Annotated in this window: 15 protein-coding genes; 11 read left to right on the plus strand and 4 right to left on the minus strand. The window is 40.3% G+C overall.

Annotation, left to right across the window (positions count from 1 at the left end; translation table 11 throughout):
- Complete coding sequence (locus KK060_RS03620; protein ID WP_254152231.1) at positions 1-597, minus strand: DUF3109 family protein; 597 nt, start codon at positions 595-597, stop codon at positions 1-3.
- A 319-nt stretch (positions 598-916) separates the two neighbouring features.
- On the opposite strand from KK060_RS03620, the gene KK060_RS03625 reads away from it, so the two are divergent.
- From KK060_RS03625 to KK060_RS03640, 4 genes are all read left to right on the plus strand, one after another.
- On the plus strand, positions 917-3,187 hold the full coding sequence (locus tag KK060_RS03625; RefSeq protein ID WP_254152233.1) for an ATP-dependent helicase: 2,271 nt from the start codon (positions 917-919) through the stop codon (positions 3,185-3,187).
- Between the two features lie 131 nt (positions 3,188-3,318).
- Entirely contained in the window at positions 3,319-3,999 is a 681-nt protein-coding gene (locus tag KK060_RS03630) for a DUF4290 domain-containing protein (protein ID WP_254152235.1), read from the plus strand.
- A gap of 167 nt (positions 4,000-4,166) precedes the next feature.
- Positions 4,167-5,477 carry a UDP-N-acetylglucosamine 1-carboxyvinyltransferase gene (gene murA, locus KK060_RS03635; RefSeq protein WP_254152236.1) on the plus strand — a complete coding sequence of 437 codons (1,311 nt, stop codon included), beginning with the start codon at positions 4,167-4,169 and terminating at the stop codon, positions 5,475-5,477.
- Between the two features lie 316 nt (positions 5,478-5,793).
- Entirely contained in the window at positions 5,794-6,345 is a 552-nt protein-coding gene (locus KK060_RS03640; protein ID WP_254152238.1) for a hypothetical protein, read from the plus strand.
- A gap of 126 nt (positions 6,346-6,471) precedes the next feature.
- Here KK060_RS03640 and KK060_RS03645 read toward each other — a convergent pair whose 3' ends face one another.
- The gene (locus KK060_RS03645) at positions 6,472-7,248 is read right to left on the minus strand and encodes an exodeoxyribonuclease III (RefSeq protein WP_254152240.1); all 777 of its coding nucleotides are present in this window, start codon (positions 7,246-7,248) and stop codon (positions 6,472-6,474) included.
- A 100-nt stretch (positions 7,249-7,348) separates the two neighbouring features.
- The gene (locus KK060_RS03650; protein WP_254152241.1) at positions 7,349-7,507 is read right to left on the minus strand and encodes a hypothetical protein; all 159 of its coding nucleotides are present in this window, start codon (positions 7,505-7,507) and stop codon (positions 7,349-7,351) included.
- A 200-nt stretch (positions 7,508-7,707) separates the two neighbouring features.
- On the opposite strand from KK060_RS03650, the gene hisS reads away from it, so the two are divergent.
- The 5 genes from hisS (at position 7,708) to KK060_RS03675 (ending at position 13,969) form a co-directional block, all read left to right on the plus strand.
- A complete protein-coding gene (gene hisS / locus KK060_RS03655) occupies positions 7,708-9,075 on the plus strand; it encodes a histidine--tRNA ligase (RefSeq protein WP_254152243.1) in 1,368 nt (455 codons plus the stop codon).
- 3 nt (positions 9,076-9,078) lie between these two features.
- On the plus strand, positions 9,079-10,584 hold the full coding sequence (hutH, locus tag KK060_RS03660; protein WP_254152245.1) for a histidine ammonia-lyase: 1,506 nt from the start codon (positions 9,079-9,081) through the stop codon (positions 10,582-10,584).
- Between the two features lie 68 nt (positions 10,585-10,652).
- Complete coding sequence (locus tag KK060_RS03665; protein WP_254152247.1) at positions 10,653-12,515, plus strand: T9SS type B sorting domain-containing protein; 1,863 nt, start codon at positions 10,653-10,655, stop codon at positions 12,513-12,515.
- A 105-nt stretch (positions 12,516-12,620) separates the two neighbouring features.
- Positions 12,621-12,956 (plus strand): YbaB/EbfC family nucleoid-associated protein, encoded by a 336-nt coding sequence (locus KK060_RS03670; protein WP_254152249.1) that lies wholly within the window; start codon positions 12,621-12,623, stop codon positions 12,954-12,956.
- A complete protein-coding gene (locus KK060_RS03675; RefSeq protein ID WP_254152250.1) occupies positions 12,953-13,969 on the plus strand; it encodes a glycosyltransferase family 2 protein in 1,017 nt (338 codons plus the stop codon). Before KK060_RS03670 ends, KK060_RS03675 begins: the two co-directional genes overlap by 4 nt.
- Before the next feature lie 18 nt (positions 13,970-13,987).
- On the opposite strand, the gene KK060_RS25330 is transcribed toward KK060_RS03675, so the two are convergent.
- Positions 13,988-14,221 carry a PspC domain-containing protein gene (locus KK060_RS25330; protein WP_437124569.1) on the minus strand — a complete coding sequence of 78 codons (234 nt, stop codon included), beginning with the start codon at positions 14,219-14,221 and terminating at the stop codon, positions 13,988-13,990.
- A gap of 179 nt (positions 14,222-14,400) precedes the next feature.
- Between KK060_RS25330 and KK060_RS03685 the strand changes: the two genes are divergently transcribed.
- Positions 14,401-16,170 carry a tetratricopeptide repeat protein gene (locus KK060_RS03685; RefSeq protein WP_254152252.1) on the plus strand — a complete coding sequence of 590 codons (1,770 nt, stop codon included), beginning with the start codon at positions 14,401-14,403 and terminating at the stop codon, positions 16,168-16,170.
- 129 nt (positions 16,171-16,299) lie between these two features.
- Positions 16,300-17,280 carry a pyruvate dehydrogenase complex E1 component subunit beta gene (locus KK060_RS03690; RefSeq protein ID WP_254152254.1) on the plus strand — a complete coding sequence of 327 codons (981 nt, stop codon included), beginning with the start codon at positions 16,300-16,302 and terminating at the stop codon, positions 17,278-17,280.
- Positions 17,281-17,448 lie beyond the last annotated feature (168 nt).

Consider the following 17,448-nt stretch of genomic DNA (forward strand, 5'->3'; position numbering starts at 1 on the left):
TTACTTAACAACCTTTTTCTTCTTTTCCTTAGGGGGCTGAGATTCTATTAATGAAACCAGTTCATTATACCAGGGCTCTCCATATTTTCTGATCAACGGATCTTTCAGAAATTTGTAAACAGGGACTTGTAACTCTTTACCCAAAGAGCAGGCAGGAGAACAAATATGCCACTTATGATAATTCAGTGCTTCAAAGTTCTTTTTGCTGGTAACACGAATTGGATAGAGATGGCATGAGATGGGCTTCTTCCAGGAAATCTTGCCTTCAAGATAGGCCTGTTCGATACCACATTTTAAGATTCCACGCTTGTCATAGATTGCATATACACATTCTCGACCTGCAATTATAGGTGTGCATAACTCTCCGTCATCATCAACGGTATGTTTACCCTGCTTTTCTATTTCCCTTATGCCTTCAGGTGAAAGGTATTGTTTTACGATGGGATAAATTTCTTCAAGAATAGCGAGCTCACTTTCCTCCAACGGAGCTCCGTAATCACCTTCTACGCAGCAAGCGCCTTTGCACTTCTCCAGATTACAGACGAATTCCTTATCCTTGATATCGTCCGAAATCAATATTTCGCCAACCTTCATCATATTTACAAAAGTACTTAATTGTTTAGAAAACATCCATCAGTAGCCTGATATACTATATCATAATAGCTACCTCGAATTTTACATTACCTGCTTCATCCTTTCAATACCGTGAAAAAGGAAATCCTTTCGAGGTTCAAACAGGATTAACTGACGCAGACAGGAAAAATTCGTTTCCTCAAAGTCAGACCAAGTAACCAAATCAAAATGAATAAGTTCCGCTAAAGAGACAGTAATTCACTTTAAGCGTATCAAAAAATCCTTACTAAAAATTTAGTAAAGCGAATCATTCCCCGCAAATGATGTTAATTTTACAGGTTTTATGACTGATTATATTGCTAGCCTCAACGAACCTCAGCGCGAGGGTGTTTTAACAACTGATGGTCCCTGCATGCTGATTGCCGGCGCGGGCTCTGGTAAAACGCGCGTTCTTACTTTCCGTATAGCGCATCTTATTCAGGATAAGGGTGTTGATCCTTTTAATATCATGGCGCTGACCTTTACCAATAAAGCGGCTAAAGAGATGCGTGAACGTATTGAAAAAGTAGTAGGCCATGATGCACGTAATCTTTGGATGGGAACATTCCATTCCGTATTTGCTAAGATACTTCGTTCTGAAGCTCAGCACCTTGGGTATCCTAACAACTTCACCATCTATGATACTGATGATTCAAAATCTCTCCTGAGATCAATCATCAAGGAAATGGGTTTAGACGACAATGTTTATAAACCCAATACCGTTTACAACAGAATTTCAGCTGCCAAGAACCGGTTAATCGGGTGGCAGGATTATCTTAATAATGCCGAGTTGATGGGTGACGATGCCGCTAATATGCGCCCTGACATTGGCAAAATCTATAAAGCCTACGCGCTTAGGTGCTTCAGGTCGGGGGCGATGGACTTTGACGACATCTTATTTAATACTGACAAGCTGTTTAAGGAGCATCTAGATGTACTTAACAAGTACCAGCACAGAATTCACTACATTCTGGTGGATGAGTTTCAGGATACCAATCTCTGCCAGTATTTTATCGTCCGTAAGCTTGCCTCTGTAAGACAAAATGTTTGTGTAGTTGGTGACGATGCACAAAGTATTTATGCTTTCCGTGGTGCTGATATTACCAATATCCTCAACTTTGAAAGAGATTATCCTGATCTTAAGATCATTAAGCTAGAGCAAAACTATCGCTCGACGCAGAATATAGTAAATGCTGCAAACTCAGTTATCAAAAGAAACAGAGCCCAGCTGCCCAAGAATGTTTGGACCGCCAATGAAGAGGGAAATCTGATTGAGGTGATTAAGGCTACTTCTGATAATGAAGAAGGCCGGCTCATTGCGTCTTCGATCTTTGAAGAGAAGATGCAGCACCAGCTGAAGTTCAGCGACTTTGTGGTTCTTTACAGAACCAACAGCCAGTCGCGTGCAATAGAAGAATCTCTTCGGAGAATGAACATCAAATACAAAGTAATTGGTGGCCTGTCATTCTATCAGCGAAAGGAAATTAAAGACCTGCTGGCTTATCTGCGCTTTGCACTTAATCAGCAGGATGAAGCATCCTTCAGACGCATTATCAATTTACCCAAGCGCGGTATTGGCGACAGTACTGTTGATAAGATTGTAGTAGCAGCCAATGACCATGGCACCTCGATCTGGGAGATCATTCAAAATCCTGCACCATTTGTAGGCGGCCGAGTAGCCGGGCCTATTGAGGACTTTGTGGCATTAATCAAGCGGTTTAACATCGATGTTCAACAGAAGGACGCATATGATGCAGCTTTTGAAATTGCCAAGGGCTCTGGCCTTTTGCGAGAATTGTATGAAGACAAAACTGTTGAAGGACTAAGCCGCTATGAAAACGTACAGGAATTGCTTAACGCGATAAAAGAGTTTACCGATAATCCGGAACGTGAGGATAAATCGCTCGGCTCTTTTCTGCAGGAAGTTTCACTGGTATCCAGCCAGGATGAAGATAAGGACAAAGATCCTGATAAAGTTACCCTGATGACCATCCACATGGCGAAGGGGTTGGAGTTCAAATATGTATACATAGCGGGCATGGAAGAAGATCTATTCCCATCACAAATGATGCTTAACAGCAGGGCAGATCTGGAAGAAGAACGCAGGCTTTTCTATGTGGCCGTAACCCGGGCACAAAAACGCCTTTTCCTTACCTACGCCTCTACCCGATACCGTTTTGGAAGGTTAAAGAACTGTGAGCCAAGTCGTTTTCTGGATGATATTGATTCGCGTTTTATTAAGATGAGTACCAAGTATGCTGGTATAGAGTCTGCTCCTCCGCAGAGCCAGTATGCGAAGAACCTTGTAAATGGTATCAGGAAAACCATATCGTCTGCGCCGGCCCCTAAAGCAAAGCAGCCTGCAGCTACTGCCTATAAAACACCTGATGATTTTAAGCCCAGCGATACCAACGGACTTAAGGAAGGTATGAAGGTGGAGCACCCCAAGTTCGGGTTTGGTACGGTTGTACAACTTGATACTTCAGGAGCTGACAGGAAAGCCAAGATCAACTTTAATGATGTAGGTGAAAAAACGCTTTTACTAAGCTTTGCAAAGCTTAGAATCATAAATTAAAGCCAGATAAAAAGGTTGTAGTATCGGGTAATATACTTTAGATTTGCTAACGCTATCGGCATTAAAGTCATATCCGATATTACAGCCAACCTACTTGAAAATCTAGTTAAGTTAGAAACGAATCAATAAACATGATTGGAGAATACAATACCACGCGGCCTCATATTATCTTGAAGGAATACGGCCGCAATGTTCAGAAACTTGTTGAATACATCAGGAGTGTTCCCAGCAAAGAAAAAAGGACTGAGTTAGCTTATACCCTTATTGAGTTAATCAAACAATTAACTCCTACTGTTAAAGAACAACCCGAGAATCCGCAGCGCGTGTGGGACGATCTTTTCATCATCGCCAATTTTGATCTTGATATAAACAGTCCCTTCCCTACCCCTCAACGCGACATCTTATTCAAGAAACCTCAAAAAGTAGAATATCCTCAAAGTGACGTTCGCTTTAAACACTATGGTAAGAATATAGAGAAGCTTGTTAAAGAAGCTTTGAAAAAAGAAGATCCGCAGGAGCGCCAGGATGCCATTATCTACCTTGGTAAATTAATGAAGACATTCTATGGCAACTGGAACAAGGAAACGTTGGACGACTCAGTAATTCTTAAAGACATTCAACAGATGTCGGGTGGTGCCTTGAATATGACCATTGAGAAGGTAAGAGAAGATAATCTGTTTGAGAAATTATATAAAGAACGTAAGAAGGGCAAGCAACAACAAGGTGGACAGCGCCATCAAAACAACAGCGGCGGCCACAGACCTTTCAACAAGAACAAAGGGAATAACTTCCGCAGAAGAAGAGATCAATAAGCCTCGCATATTTTACAGGTGGATTAGCTTGATTGCAAAGCGTAAAAATCCATCTGTAAATCATTTAATCAGTCACTCGTAAGGTTAATAGTTATTGTTATAAAACATACTATTCCTTTATCTTATAATTTTAGATCTAAAATCATTTTCGAAATTCCTAATCGTCCATGAGTGTATTTAAAATCCGGGGAGGTAGAAAACTAAAAGGAGAAATCATCCCGCAAGGCGCAAAGAATGAAGCACTGCAAATACTAAGCGCTGTACTACTTACAGAAGAACCTGTTACTATTCATAATGTTCCCAATATTGTTGATGTAAACAAACTGATCGACCTGATCCGTGACTTGGGTTGTAAGGTTGAAAAACTTGGTGAAGAATCTTATCGCTTCACTGCAGCTAACATCAACACCTTATTTTTAGAAACTGATGATTACAGAAGGAAGGCTGCTGCACTGCGTGGCTCTGTAATGCTGTTGGGGCCAATACTTGCTCGTTATGGCAAAGCAAGTATACCGAAGCCAGGAGGTGATAAAATAGGAAGAAGAAGATTAGACACACACTTTCTTGGATTCCAAAAGCTTGGTGCAAAATTCAACTTTGATTCTTCAGAGCACTTATTTCATATTGATGCCTCTGAACTGAAAGGATGTTACATGCTTTTAGATGAAGCATCAGTTACTGGTACTGCGAACATTATTATGGCAGCTGTTCTTGCAAAAGGAAAGACCACCATTTACAATGCAGCTTGCGAACCATACCTACAGCAACTTTGCCTGATGCTTAACAGAATGGGTGCGAAGATAAGCGGTGTAGGTTCTAACCTTATTTACATTGAAGGTGTAGAGAAACTTGATGGCACTGAGCATACGCTACTGCCTGACATGATTGAGATCGGAAGCTTTATTGGATTGGCTGCCATGACGCAGTCTGAGATAACAATAAAGAATTGCCGGATTGATATGCTTGGTATTATTCCTGAGATCTTCAGGAGACTTGGTATCAAGATGGAGTTCAGGGGTGATGATATTCATATTCCTTCACAAGAGAAGTATGAGATTGAAACATTTATTGATGGATCTATCCTTACCATTGCCGATGCTCCCTGGCCAGGATTTACGCCTGACTTATTAAGTATTGTGCTTGTTGTAGCAACACAGGCAAAAGGAACAGTACTCATCCATCAGAAGATGTTTGAAAGCAGATTGTTCTTTGTAGATAAGCTTATTGATATGGGTGCGCAGATTATCCTTTGCGACCCTCATCGTGCTACTGTAATTGGTCTTGACAGGAAGAATAGCCTACGGGGTATTAAGATGTCATCGCCTGATATTCGCGCAGGGGTTGCTTTGTTGATTGCTGCGTTATCGGCTAATGGCACGAGTGAGATCTCTAACATTGATCAGATCGATCGTGGTTATCAAAATATTGATAAACGTCTTAAGGCTCTGGGTGCAGATATTGAAAGAGTAATCGATTAATAGCTTTATCATAAGAAAACAAGAAAAGTCAGGGGCCTTAATAGTTCTGACTTTTTCTTTTTAAGGCGATTTTCAGACACCCGGCAATAAGAAGCGGTACGGTCCAAATTAATTGCCCGGGATTTACCCGTGATGCCATATCAAATCTTTCCGGTTCTTCATTACGCCTTGATGGCAAGGTTAGTTTAAAGCGTTCTCCACTCATTTTCCACTCGTTCTGCACTCGTTATACTTTTTTGATGTTTGGGGCCTGACCGGATGTTTTTGACACTATTTGTCAAAAGCTGGGTTTACCTTTCCTAAAAAAACTATCACTATGGCACATGTACGGGAAAATGATCTTACCGAAGGTTTGAGCGGAAAGTTTGGGCGGAAATTCGTTTTTAAGCAATTAAGGGGAAAAACAATTGTAGCCCGAAGGGCGAAGCCTACTACGAAAGAGAGTGCTTTGCAACGCGACAACCGTGAGCGCTTTAAGAAGGCTTCTGCGTATGCAAAGGCCATGATGCTGATTCCGGAAAGGAAGGCGTATTACTGGGAAATGGCGAAGGAAATGAAGGTTCCAAATGCTTATACCGCTGCAATTGCAGATTATATGCGGAAGCCAGTGATCAAAGAAGCAGAAGTTGCTACTGAAGATTCTACTTTAACTGTAAAGATGAGTGCTGCGAAGAAAGACTTTCGGATCGGGATAATAAAGGCAGTTGCGTTAGGTCATGATGGTTTACCTGTAGAGGAAGCTGAGACTATTACTGAATTTGAGAATTGGGAATATCGGTTTGTAAGGCAGAAGGATTGGATCCAAAAGATTAAAGTTGTTGTACAGGACGAGGCGGGGAATATTGTAGTACGAGAGATGGTGGTTTGACAAGGCTTAGGTATATGAAGTGGTGAAGAACACCAGTATTGGCCAGAGGCTCGCCTAAAGTATAGACGAGTCCTGAAAGCACAATGTATTTGTTTAAAGAATCTTTTTGTCGAACAATTTGGATTATTAAACTTCAAGCTTTATTGCTACCGGGCAATGGTCTGAACCGAGGTATTCGTTGTAGATCATCGCATCTTTTACTTTGCCTATAATGGATTCAGATACGAGGAAGTAATCGATACGCCACCCTACGTTTCTAGATCGGGCGTTGAACAGGTAGTTCCAATATGTGTATTTTACTTCTTCGGGGTAGAAACGGCGGAAGGTATCTACAAAGCCACTTTCAAGGAGCTTTATAAAGCCATCAATTTCACGTTGGGTATAACCTGCTGACTTATTGTAATTTTCTTTTGCGCGGGCAATATCAATGGGTTGATGAGCAACATTTAAATCGCCACACAGAACAACAGGTTTTTTCTGTTGAAGATTAACGAGATAGTTTCTGAAGTCTACATCCCATTTCTCACGGTAGTCCAATCGCTTTAAACCCTCGCCGGCGTTGGGTACATAAACAGTAACAAGGTAGAAATCATTAAACTCAGCTGTCATCACCCTTCCCTCCTGGTCATGCTCTTCAATGTTCATGTCACAGGTGACATTTAAAGGTTCAACCTTTGACATAATCGTTGTACCAGAATAGCCCTTTCTTGTTTTGCAGGAGTTAACATGAATTTTAAACTCAGGAAGTAATTCCAATGCAGACTTTACTTCTTCAAAAGAGGCTTTTGTTTCCTGTAAACACAGGATATCAGGGTTCATTGTTCTTACATCTTTAATAAAGTCTTTCTTAATGATCGACCTGATACCATTAACGTTCCAGTTTACCAAATGAAGTTCAGCCATGAGTACTTGTTATAATTTGAGGATGCAATAAAGCAGTAAAGTATGAAAACGAAAAAGTCCCACCATGGCGGGACTTTAAAAATATCTTTGAAAAGAAGTACTAAGCTTTTTTAGCTTTAGCTTTAAATTCTTCTTTTATCTTTTCTACGTCAACATTTTTCAAAACAGGCTTAGCACCTTGAATCTTCAGAGTCTGACGTCTTACAGCTGCTTTAGCTTTATCTTTGCGGTTTTTTCTTTTAAGTCTTGTTACTGCCATGGCGCTTTCTGTTAAAAGGAGTGCAAAAATATATTAGTATTTGATTTTTTCAAATCATTGATGCAAATATTATTGCTTTTGCCGTTGAAAATGCAGTGTACATATAAGCAAACGCCTTATTTTGCGCGACATTTGTATTAAAATATGCAACAATTTGTAACATATTGCGAATGCGCTAGACACAGAAAGAAGCCTATTTAATGGAAAAACCATCTTTACCGAAAGGAACACGCGATTTTGGCCCTGCGATGATGGCCAAGAGGCAGTTTATATTTAACAACATCCGTACAGTATTTCAGAAGTTTGGTTTTTTGCCGCTGGAAACACCTGCCATGGAAAACCTAAGTACCCTAACCGGGAAATATGGTGAAGAAGGAGATCAACTGTTGTTTAAGATACTTAACTCAGGCGATTTTCTGAAGGATGTAGAAGATATAAAACTTCAAACAAAAAACTCGAAGTCTATTACTTTTGACATTTCAGAAAAAGGGCTTCGTTATGACCTGACCGTTCCTTTTGCGCGCTATGTTGTAATGAATCGTCATGAGATCAGCTTTCCATTTAAACGATACCAGATACAACCGGTGTGGCGTGCTGATCGCCCTCAGAAAGGACGTTACCGCGAGTTCTATCAATGCGATGCTGATGTGGTGGGAACCAACTCCTTGCTTTGTGAGGCTGAAATAATCCTCATGATAAAGGAAGTATTCAAAGGATTAAACATCCAGGACTATGCCATTAAAATCAACCACAGGGGTATTCTTTCTGGTATAGCAGAAGTAATTGGTGGCAAGGGAAATGAGACCGCTCTGTTTGTAGCCATAGATAAACTCGATAAGGTTGGCGAGGATAAGGTAAGAGAGGAGTTGCAGGCAAAAGGCTTTACGGCAGAGAGTCTTAATCTTCTTTTCAACATCCTGAATGTGAAAGGAAGCATTGTGAATAAGATGGCCTTTCTTGCTACTAAATTTGAAACAAGTACTGAAGGTCAAAGAGGTCTACGTGATCTGAAAGAAGTCTTTAACATTCTAGAAGACTACAATGCTTCACAAGACAATGTAGAGTTTGATGTATCATTGGCCCGAGGCTTAAGCTATTACACGGGCTGCATATTTGAAGTAAAGATTAACAATGTGAGCATAGGCAGTGTGAGTGGTGGCGGAAGATACGACAACCTGACGCAAACATTTGGTGATAAAGAAAACCTTTCAGGTGTCGGATTTTCTTTTGGTGTAGACCGTATTTATGATGCCATGGAAGAGCTTGGGTTATTTCCTAAGGAAGCACAAGTATCATCAAAAGTACTCGTATGCCACTTTGATGAGGAAAGCATGCGTTATGGATTGGGCATTCTTAAAGCATTGCGCGACGTAGGTATTTCTTCAGAAATTTATCCTGACCAGGTTAAGATAAAGAAGCAACTTGATTATGCCAATAAGAAGATGATACCGTATACAATCGTTATTGGTTCGGACGAAGTGAAAAGCGGGTTGCTCCCACTTAAGGATATGGAGCGCGGTGAGCAAGCAAAGATAAGCCTAGAAGAAATTATTCAGAAGATCAAGTGATTAATGGCACCAACTGTAACGCATTCTATTTCTGAAGACCGATTAACACTTGATAACATTGACGTTTTTTTTCAGCGTAATGTTCAGCTTCAACTTTCTGAAGATGTAAAGAAAAAAGTTGCAAGGTGCAGAAGCTATCTAGACGAGAAACTGAAAAGTACCCGTGATCCGTTGTACGGCATTAACACTGGCTTTGGATCACTCTATAACAGGAACATTTCGACTGATCAACTTGAGAAACTACAGGAGAACCTAGTAAAGTCGCACGCCTGCGGCACCGGCGCTGAAGTGCCAGGCGAAATTGTGCGCCTTATGATAGTTTTAAAAATCCAGTCACTAGCGTATGGCCATTCCGGTGTACAGGTAGAAACAGTACAACGGTTGGTGGACCTCTATAACAACAATGTTTTTCCCCGAGTATATGAAATGGGATCGCTTGGGGCATCGGGTGACCTGGCTCCATTAGCGCATTTATCGTTACCATTACTTGGGCTAGGAGAAGTAAAGTATCAGAATAAGGTATATCAGACGCTGGAAGTAAATCAAATTTTCAACTGGCAAACCATTCATCTAAAAGCAAAGGAAGGCCTTGCATTGTTGAACGGAACACAGTTTATGAGTGCCTATGGTATTTGGGCTGTCTGGCATGCTCATAGGCTTTTAAAACTGGCGAATGTTATAGGAGCGTTATCGCTCGACGTATTTGATGGAAGAATAGAGCCTTTCTCTCCGCTTGTGTATAAAATCAGATCTCACGGCGGACATGCAAAGGTATCTCAGCATATTTCATCTTTGCTAGAGAACAGTGAATTGATTTCGCAAAGTAAAAGGCACGTACAGGATCCTTATTCATTTCGTTGTATTCCGCAGGTTCATGGAGCAAGCTCTGACGCCATTGATTATGTTACACAGGTATTTCTTACAGAAATAAACAGTGTTACCGACAACCCTTTAGTCTTTCCTGACGAAGACACGATAATCTCTGCGGGAAACTTTCATGGACAACCCCTGGCACTTGCGTTAGATTTTCTCGCTATTGCTCTTTCAGAATTAGGTAACATTTCGGAAAGGAGAACTTATCAATTGATATCCGGGTCACGCGATTTGCCTAATTACCTTGTGGCCAATCCGGGTATTAATTCAGGATTGATGATACCCCAGTACACTGCTGCTTCTCTGGTGAGCCAGAACAAACAATTGAGTACACCTGCCTCCGTAGATAGTATTGTGAGTTCCAATGGGCAGGAAGACCATGTAAGCATGGGAGCAAATGCTGCTACCAAAGCGTACAGGATTGTAAATAACCTTTATTCGATACTGGCTATTGAATTGATAACTGCGTCACAGGCACTTGCATTTAGGAGACCGTTAAGAACTTCTTCTAAACTCGAGGCCCTTGTAGATACTTTCAGGCATCAAGTGCCGTTTATAGAGGATGACCGTCTATTACATGACGATATTAAAAAAGCAGAATATTTTTTAAGAGATTTACCGCTTAACGATCAGTAATAGTGAGATCTGCCTGTCTTTTCATATTTATTTTGGGAGTAGCAACCGTGTTGAATGCTCAACCGAAAATGAGTCCGAAAGGCTTTTTTCAGGTAAACGAGGTAAAAGCATGTGCGGGATTTACTATTCAATTAACTCCTTTGGTTACCTGCGGGAATCCGGCGGGGAACCCAAGCGATCCAAATCCGGCATGCGCTGTAAGCTTTACAGGAAGAGAAGAAGACTTCATGCCAATTATTACCAACACTTCTTTTACCTATAACAATCCTGGAATTTATACGCTGAGATATATTTACGGAGATCAGGAAGACAATCTTCAAATAACAATAGTTGAAAATGTACCTCCGCCTGTACAGGTAGCCAGTTGTAGTGGTAATGAAGTTGTTGTTACCGTGAATGACAGCAGATATAGTGAGTACATTATAGATTATGACAATGCGCCTAATCCTGATGAAGTAACGATAAGCCCTAACGGGACAAATCGTTATGGATATGGAAATAGCAATCCGAGAACCATTTCAGTGCGCGGGCACGACATGGGGGCTGCGTATAACTGTGCTGCAACTAACGTGCAGGTTATACCTCTTGCAACAATTCCTACTCCTACCCTTACACAAGTTAAGGTATTAGATGCTACGAGTGCGCGACTTGAATTTAATGGCATACCCAATGTTCTTTACCGTATAGAGATTGCTCAGAATAATAACACCACGTTTCAGTTTCTTAAAACAATTATCAATACAACAATTGATACTGTAAGAAATTTACGGGGGGATGACTCCTACTATTGTTTTCGTGTTGTTACTATTGATGCCTGCACGAATGCATTTAAACTATCCAACGTTGTATGCAGTTCAAATTTTGATCTTACTCCGGAGAACAATCAGAACCGGTTAAACTGGATAACTAATAACGCCGGGGTGGTGAGTCAAACCATAGAAAGAACAATTACGTCAGGAACACCAAGTACTTTTAATGTTACCGGAAATTCTTCTATTGATACAGATGTTAATTGCGGTACGCAGTATTGTTATCAGCTAACGATGAACTATGCCAATGTTAATGGCCTGGCAGTTCAAAGTATATCAATGCCAAAATGTGGTACTGCTATTTCAACAGATAAGCCTACGGCAATCAGTAATATTTCTTCAATTGTAGGAGACAACGAAGTTACATTAGGCTGGCAAATGGATCCGGCGTTTTCTCCTGCGAAGTTTACACTATTTAAAAACAGCAATGGCACAACAACTACACTTGGAGAAACTAATGATGCAACTTTTAGTGACAACAGTTATTTACAGGAAAGTCCCTCATGTTATCAGATAAAATATGATGACATCTGTGGCAACACAAGTGATTTAAGCATTGAAAGCTGTCCAATTATCTTAACCGGAAATGTTAATAACGACAACTCCATTCAATTAAATTGGACTGCCTATACGGGATGGGTAAATGGTGTTAATAATTATGTGATTGAGCGATACGATGCGAATGGACAACTGATTGCTACTATTCCTGCGGGAACACTTACAACCTACCTTGATGCCACACAAGATTTGGATGTGCAAATCTTCATCTATGTAGTGCGTGCCTTCCCTAACGATAATACTGTTAGCGAAAGTGTTTCGAACAGGATCGTATTAACTAAAGAGCCTAATCTATTTTATCCTACTGCCTTTACCCCAAACGGTGACGGTCTTAACGATATTTTCAATGTATATGGACAATACATTGAGAATTTCCAAATGGACATTTTCAACAGATGGGGAGAGCTGATGTTTACAACATCTGAAATTCAACAAGGATGGGACGGCACGTATAGGGGCAACCTTATGCCCGAAGGCACTTATACTTTTGTTGCTACCATCAGGGATAAAGCTGGAAGGACGTTTAAAAAGTCTGGCACAGTAGTGCTAATGAAAAAAAGATAGTGGCTCTTCTTATAAAGGTATCTATTATATAAAAGCAAAAGCTATTTAATAACAGGTATAATATTTAATATTAATTTTATCAATCAATTCCAAAACAACAGCAATATGTTTGATATGATGAAAATGATGGGCAAGATGAAGGAAGTTCAAGCCCGCATAAAAGAGGCACAAGACAACTTAGGGAAGCTTCGTGCTACCGGTGAATCAGGAGGTGGAATGGTAAAAGTTACTGTTAATGGAAAACGTCAGCTCATCGGTATTGATATTGATCCTACGTTACTTAAAGCCGAAGACAAAATTGTATTACAGGATTTAATAGTTGCCGCAGTAAATAAAGCTGCAGAAGAAGCAGATACAATGGCAAAAGAAGAGATGAAAAAAAGTACAGAGGGATTAATACCTAACATTCCTGGTCTTGATTTAAGTGGTATGATGGGATGACACAGACTGCTGTTGTCATTCTCAATTACAATGGCGCAAAATTTCTTCGCCAGTTCTTACCATCTGTCGTTGCTTATTCCCCAAGCGCAACTGTATATGTAGTAGATAATGGCTCAAGTGATGACTCAGAAGGCATTGTACGAAAAGATTTTCCTTCAGTTCAATGGTTGGCACTTGAGGAAAACTTCGGCTTTTGTGGAGGATATAACCGAGGGCTTAGGCAGATAGAAGCAAAGTACTATGTACTCTTAAACTCAGATATTGAAGTAACACCAGGATGGCTTGAGCCCATGATCAACATCCTTGAGAATGATTCTACTGTTGCCGCGCTTCAGCCCAAGATTTTATCGTATCAAAACAAAAAGGCTTTTGAATATGCCGGTGCTGCTGGAGGTTACATGGATTTTCTTGGATATCCGTTTTGTCGCGGGCGTCTTTTCACGTTTCTTGAAGAAGACCTTGGGCAATACGATGATATCAAAGAAATATTCTGGGCAACGGGAGCGTGTCTGGTGATCAGATCTTCCGTCTTTCATCAATTTCGTGGATTAGATGAAGATCTATTCGCACATATGGAGGAGATTGATTTGTGCTGGAAGATTCAAAGAACAGAAAATCGCATCTTATACTATGGCAAAAGCAAAGTTTACCATGTTGGTGCAGGCACTTTAGGCTACGAGAGCCCAAGAAAGACATTCCTTAATTTCAGAAATAACCTTATTGTAAATTACAAGCATTTAGACGCGGGAGAAATATGCTATAAGCTTCCCCTCAGGATTTTACTGGACTGGCTTGCGGCATTAATGTTCCTTATAAAAGGAAAAACAAAGAATAGTTTAAGTGTTATTCAGGCGCATGCTGCCTTCTTTTCGAGTCTGCGTAAACATGCCATCAAACGGAAGGCGCTTCATCAGCAGTTCCCAACGTATTCAAGAAAAAACATATACAAGCGCTCAGTAGTTGCCGCCTTCTATTTGCTGAGGAGAAGAAAGATTGATATCAGGAGGGATTGATAACAGTGGGAACTGAGGTCAGTAATCCCATATGGGACTTCTTTTTCTCAAATGCTTTCTCATATTCATAACAAAAGCTAGTGCAAGATAGATAAGAACCGGTGAGCCGAAGGTTAGGAAGGAAGCATAAATAAAGAATAATCTTATGCTGGAAGTTGCCATACCCAGCTTTTCCCCTAACCGAGTACATACTCCAAAGGCATAAGCTTCGAAAAAATCCTGGATTTTCTGCATAGAAACGCTCATATTCATACGTTTAGAGTTTCACCTACTTTAAAAGTTCATTTATCGACCAAAAATCCGGCTTACAAATATAACATACCAACACTAGGGTTATTGTCGCTGAATTCTTATTTTTTTGAGTATTATTGCAAAAAAATACACATAAGTTTAGTTTTAAACCCTTAAAAATCAATATAACTCTAAATCCAATGAGAAAACCTATTTACTCATTTTTAGTCATCGGTGCACTGAGCCTTTCGGGTTGTACGCTTCCCAAGATGGTTAAAATGTCCAAAGATCAACAACTCACAGTAACGCCAAATCCGCTAGAAGTTCACAAAGACACCGTGACCTTCGATATGGCAGCAAATCTTCCTGTGAAAATGTTGAAAAAAGGAACAACCTATACAGTAAACACCTATTACAAATACGGTGAGAAAGAGGTGGCCCTTGATCCTATTCCATTTAAAGCTGAAGATTATCCAAACGCCAAAACTGAGCAACCAAAAGTTACTAAGAATTTCTCGTTTGCCTATGCTCCGGCTATGAGATCTGGTGTATTGGAAGTAGAAGGTGTTGCAGCTAAAGGTTCTAAAACAAAGAACACAGCTCGTATGCAAGTTGCGACCGGTGTTATTACAACTTCTAAACTTGTAAAACCTGTGTATTTTGCTGCTTACGCAGATCATGGATATAACAACCAGGAAGAACTTGTTCCAGTTATTATTCCTGACTTCATTTTCGAACAAGGAAGATCAGTTTTAAGAACATCTGAAACAAGAGCTCCTAAAGGAAAGCAATTAGATGCTTTTATCGCTTCTAAAAATGCTACACGTACCGTATCAATCACTGGTACTCACTCACCTGAAGGTGCTGAGCGTGTGAACTCAAAACTGTCTCCAGATCGTGCTGCTGCTATCGAAAAATACTATCGTCAGCAAATGAAGAAGTACGATTACAAAGGCATGGCAGATTCTATTAAATTCATTCTTAAGCCAGTTATCCAGGATTGGACAGGTTTCAAAAATGAATTGGCTAATTACCAAGGTCTTACTTCGGAACAAAAGACGGAATATTTGAATGTTGTTAACAGCGGTGGAACATTCGAAGACCAAGAACAACAGTTGAAGAGACTTCCTAACTACAAAAAAGTATTCAGCGAAGTTTATCCTAAATTAAGAACAGCTAAAACTGAAATCTTAACTGTTAAGGATAAAAAGACAGATGCAGAAATCTCTGTATTAGCTAAACAAGTTACTCAAGGACAAACAAGTGCTGATACACTTTCTTTCGAAGAAATGATGTACGCTGCTACTTTAACTCCTTCTTTAGAAGAGAAAGCTGCTATCTACGAAGCTGCTACTAAAAAAGGTACTAACTGGAATGCACATAACAACCTTGGTGCAGTGTACATTGCACAAGCTATTGAAAACCAAGCTAATGCTTCTTCTTTAGCAGATAAAGCACTTGCTCAATTAGAAATTGCGGCTAAAATCCAGGATTCTCCTGAAGTTCATGCTAACATGGCATCTGCATATATGCTGAAAGGCAATGCATACGCTGCTTACGACCATGCTAAAAGAGCTTCTGGTTTGAGTGGTGATAATGGTGCCGGATTAAACGGTGTTAAGGCAGCTTCTGAAATCTACCTTGCTAAATATAGCGATGCAGTAGGTTCTGCTTCAGCAGCTACTGACAATGCTGACAACCTTTTCAACAAAGGTTTAGCTCAAATTCTTAACAAAGACTATCAAAACGCTTTAACATCTTTCAAAGATGCAACTGGCAAAAACAGCAACTTTGCACTTGCATATTATGGTGCTGCTATTGCATCTGCTCGTTTAGGAAATGCTGAAAATGTAGTTAGCAACCTTACAAGCGCAGTAAAAGCAGATCCTCAGTTGAAAGAAAGTGCTTTAAGTGACCTTGAATTTGCTAAATTCTCTGCCACTGAAGCATTTAAAAACGCTCTTAAGTAACGAAACAACATTGGATTTATAAAAAAACCCTTTCCAGTAAATGGAAAGGGTTTTTTATTTGAGCTTTCTGGGTTTCACGTTTTGTCAATCCCACCCCAGATACTATTTTTACGCACCTTATTAAAACGTATGAGAGAAATTCAATTTAGGGAAGCCCTTCGCGAAGCCATGACTGAAGAAATGAGGCGTGATGCCAGTATCTTTTTAATGGGTGAAGAAGTTGCTGAATACAATGGCGCTTACAAAGTAAGCCAGGGGATGTTAGATGAATTTGGGCCTGATCGTGTAATTGATACACCTATTGCAGAACTTGGTTTTGCTGGAGTAGGTGTAGGTGCAGCGATGAACGGTCTTCGTCCCATTATTGAATTCATGACCTTCAATTTCTCGCTTGTTGCTATCGACCAGGTTATCAACAGCGCTGCAAAAATGATGTCAATGTCTGGGGGCCAATTTAATGTTCCTATTGTTTTCCGTGGACCTACAGGAAACGCAGGTATGTTAAGCTCTCAACACTCACAAAATTTCGAAAGCTGGTATGCCAACTGCCCTGGTTTGAAGGTGGTTGTTCCTGCTAACCCTTACGATGCAAAAGGACTACTAAAGTCATCTATTCGTGATAATGACCCTGTGATTTTCATGGAGTCTGAACTCATGTATGGTGATAAAGGTGAAGTACCACAGGAAGAATATCTTATTCCTATTGGTGTGGCCGACGTGAAGCGTTCTGGAAGTGATGTTACCATTGTTTCTTTTGGTAAGATTTTAAAGGTAGCCATGGTTGCTGCCGCAGAACTTGAGAAGGAGGGTATTTCTGCAGAGGTTATTGACCTTCGTACGGTTAGACCTATCGATTATGCTACAGTAGTTGAATCGGTAAAGAAAACGAATCGTCTTGTTATTGTTGAAGAAGCATGGCCGTTAGCCGCTATTTCTTCTGAGATAACTTACCATGTTCAAAAGTACGCGTTCGATTACCTTGACGCTCCTATTCACCGTGTGAATAGCCTGGATGCACCACTTCCTTATGCTCCTACCCTTATCCAGGAGATATTGCCTAATGTTGAGAAGACAATTAAGGCAGTAAAGGCAGTGCTTTACAGAGATTAATTTTATCAGGGTTCATATAAGAAAGACAACACTTTACGTGTTGTCTTTTTTTTGCGGGTGCATAAAGGGCGAATCTTTCTTCTTTTATTCCGATAAGGTTTTAACTGGCTCTCCGCACATCACTTCAAATGAGCTATTATTATTGAATATAGAACCCCTAGCTTAACT

The sequence above is a fragment of the Chryseosolibacter indicum genome, assembly GCF_018598585.1.
Classification (GTDB): Bacteria; Bacteroidota; Bacteroidia; order Cytophagales; family Cyclobacteriaceae; genus Chryseosolibacter; species Chryseosolibacter indicus.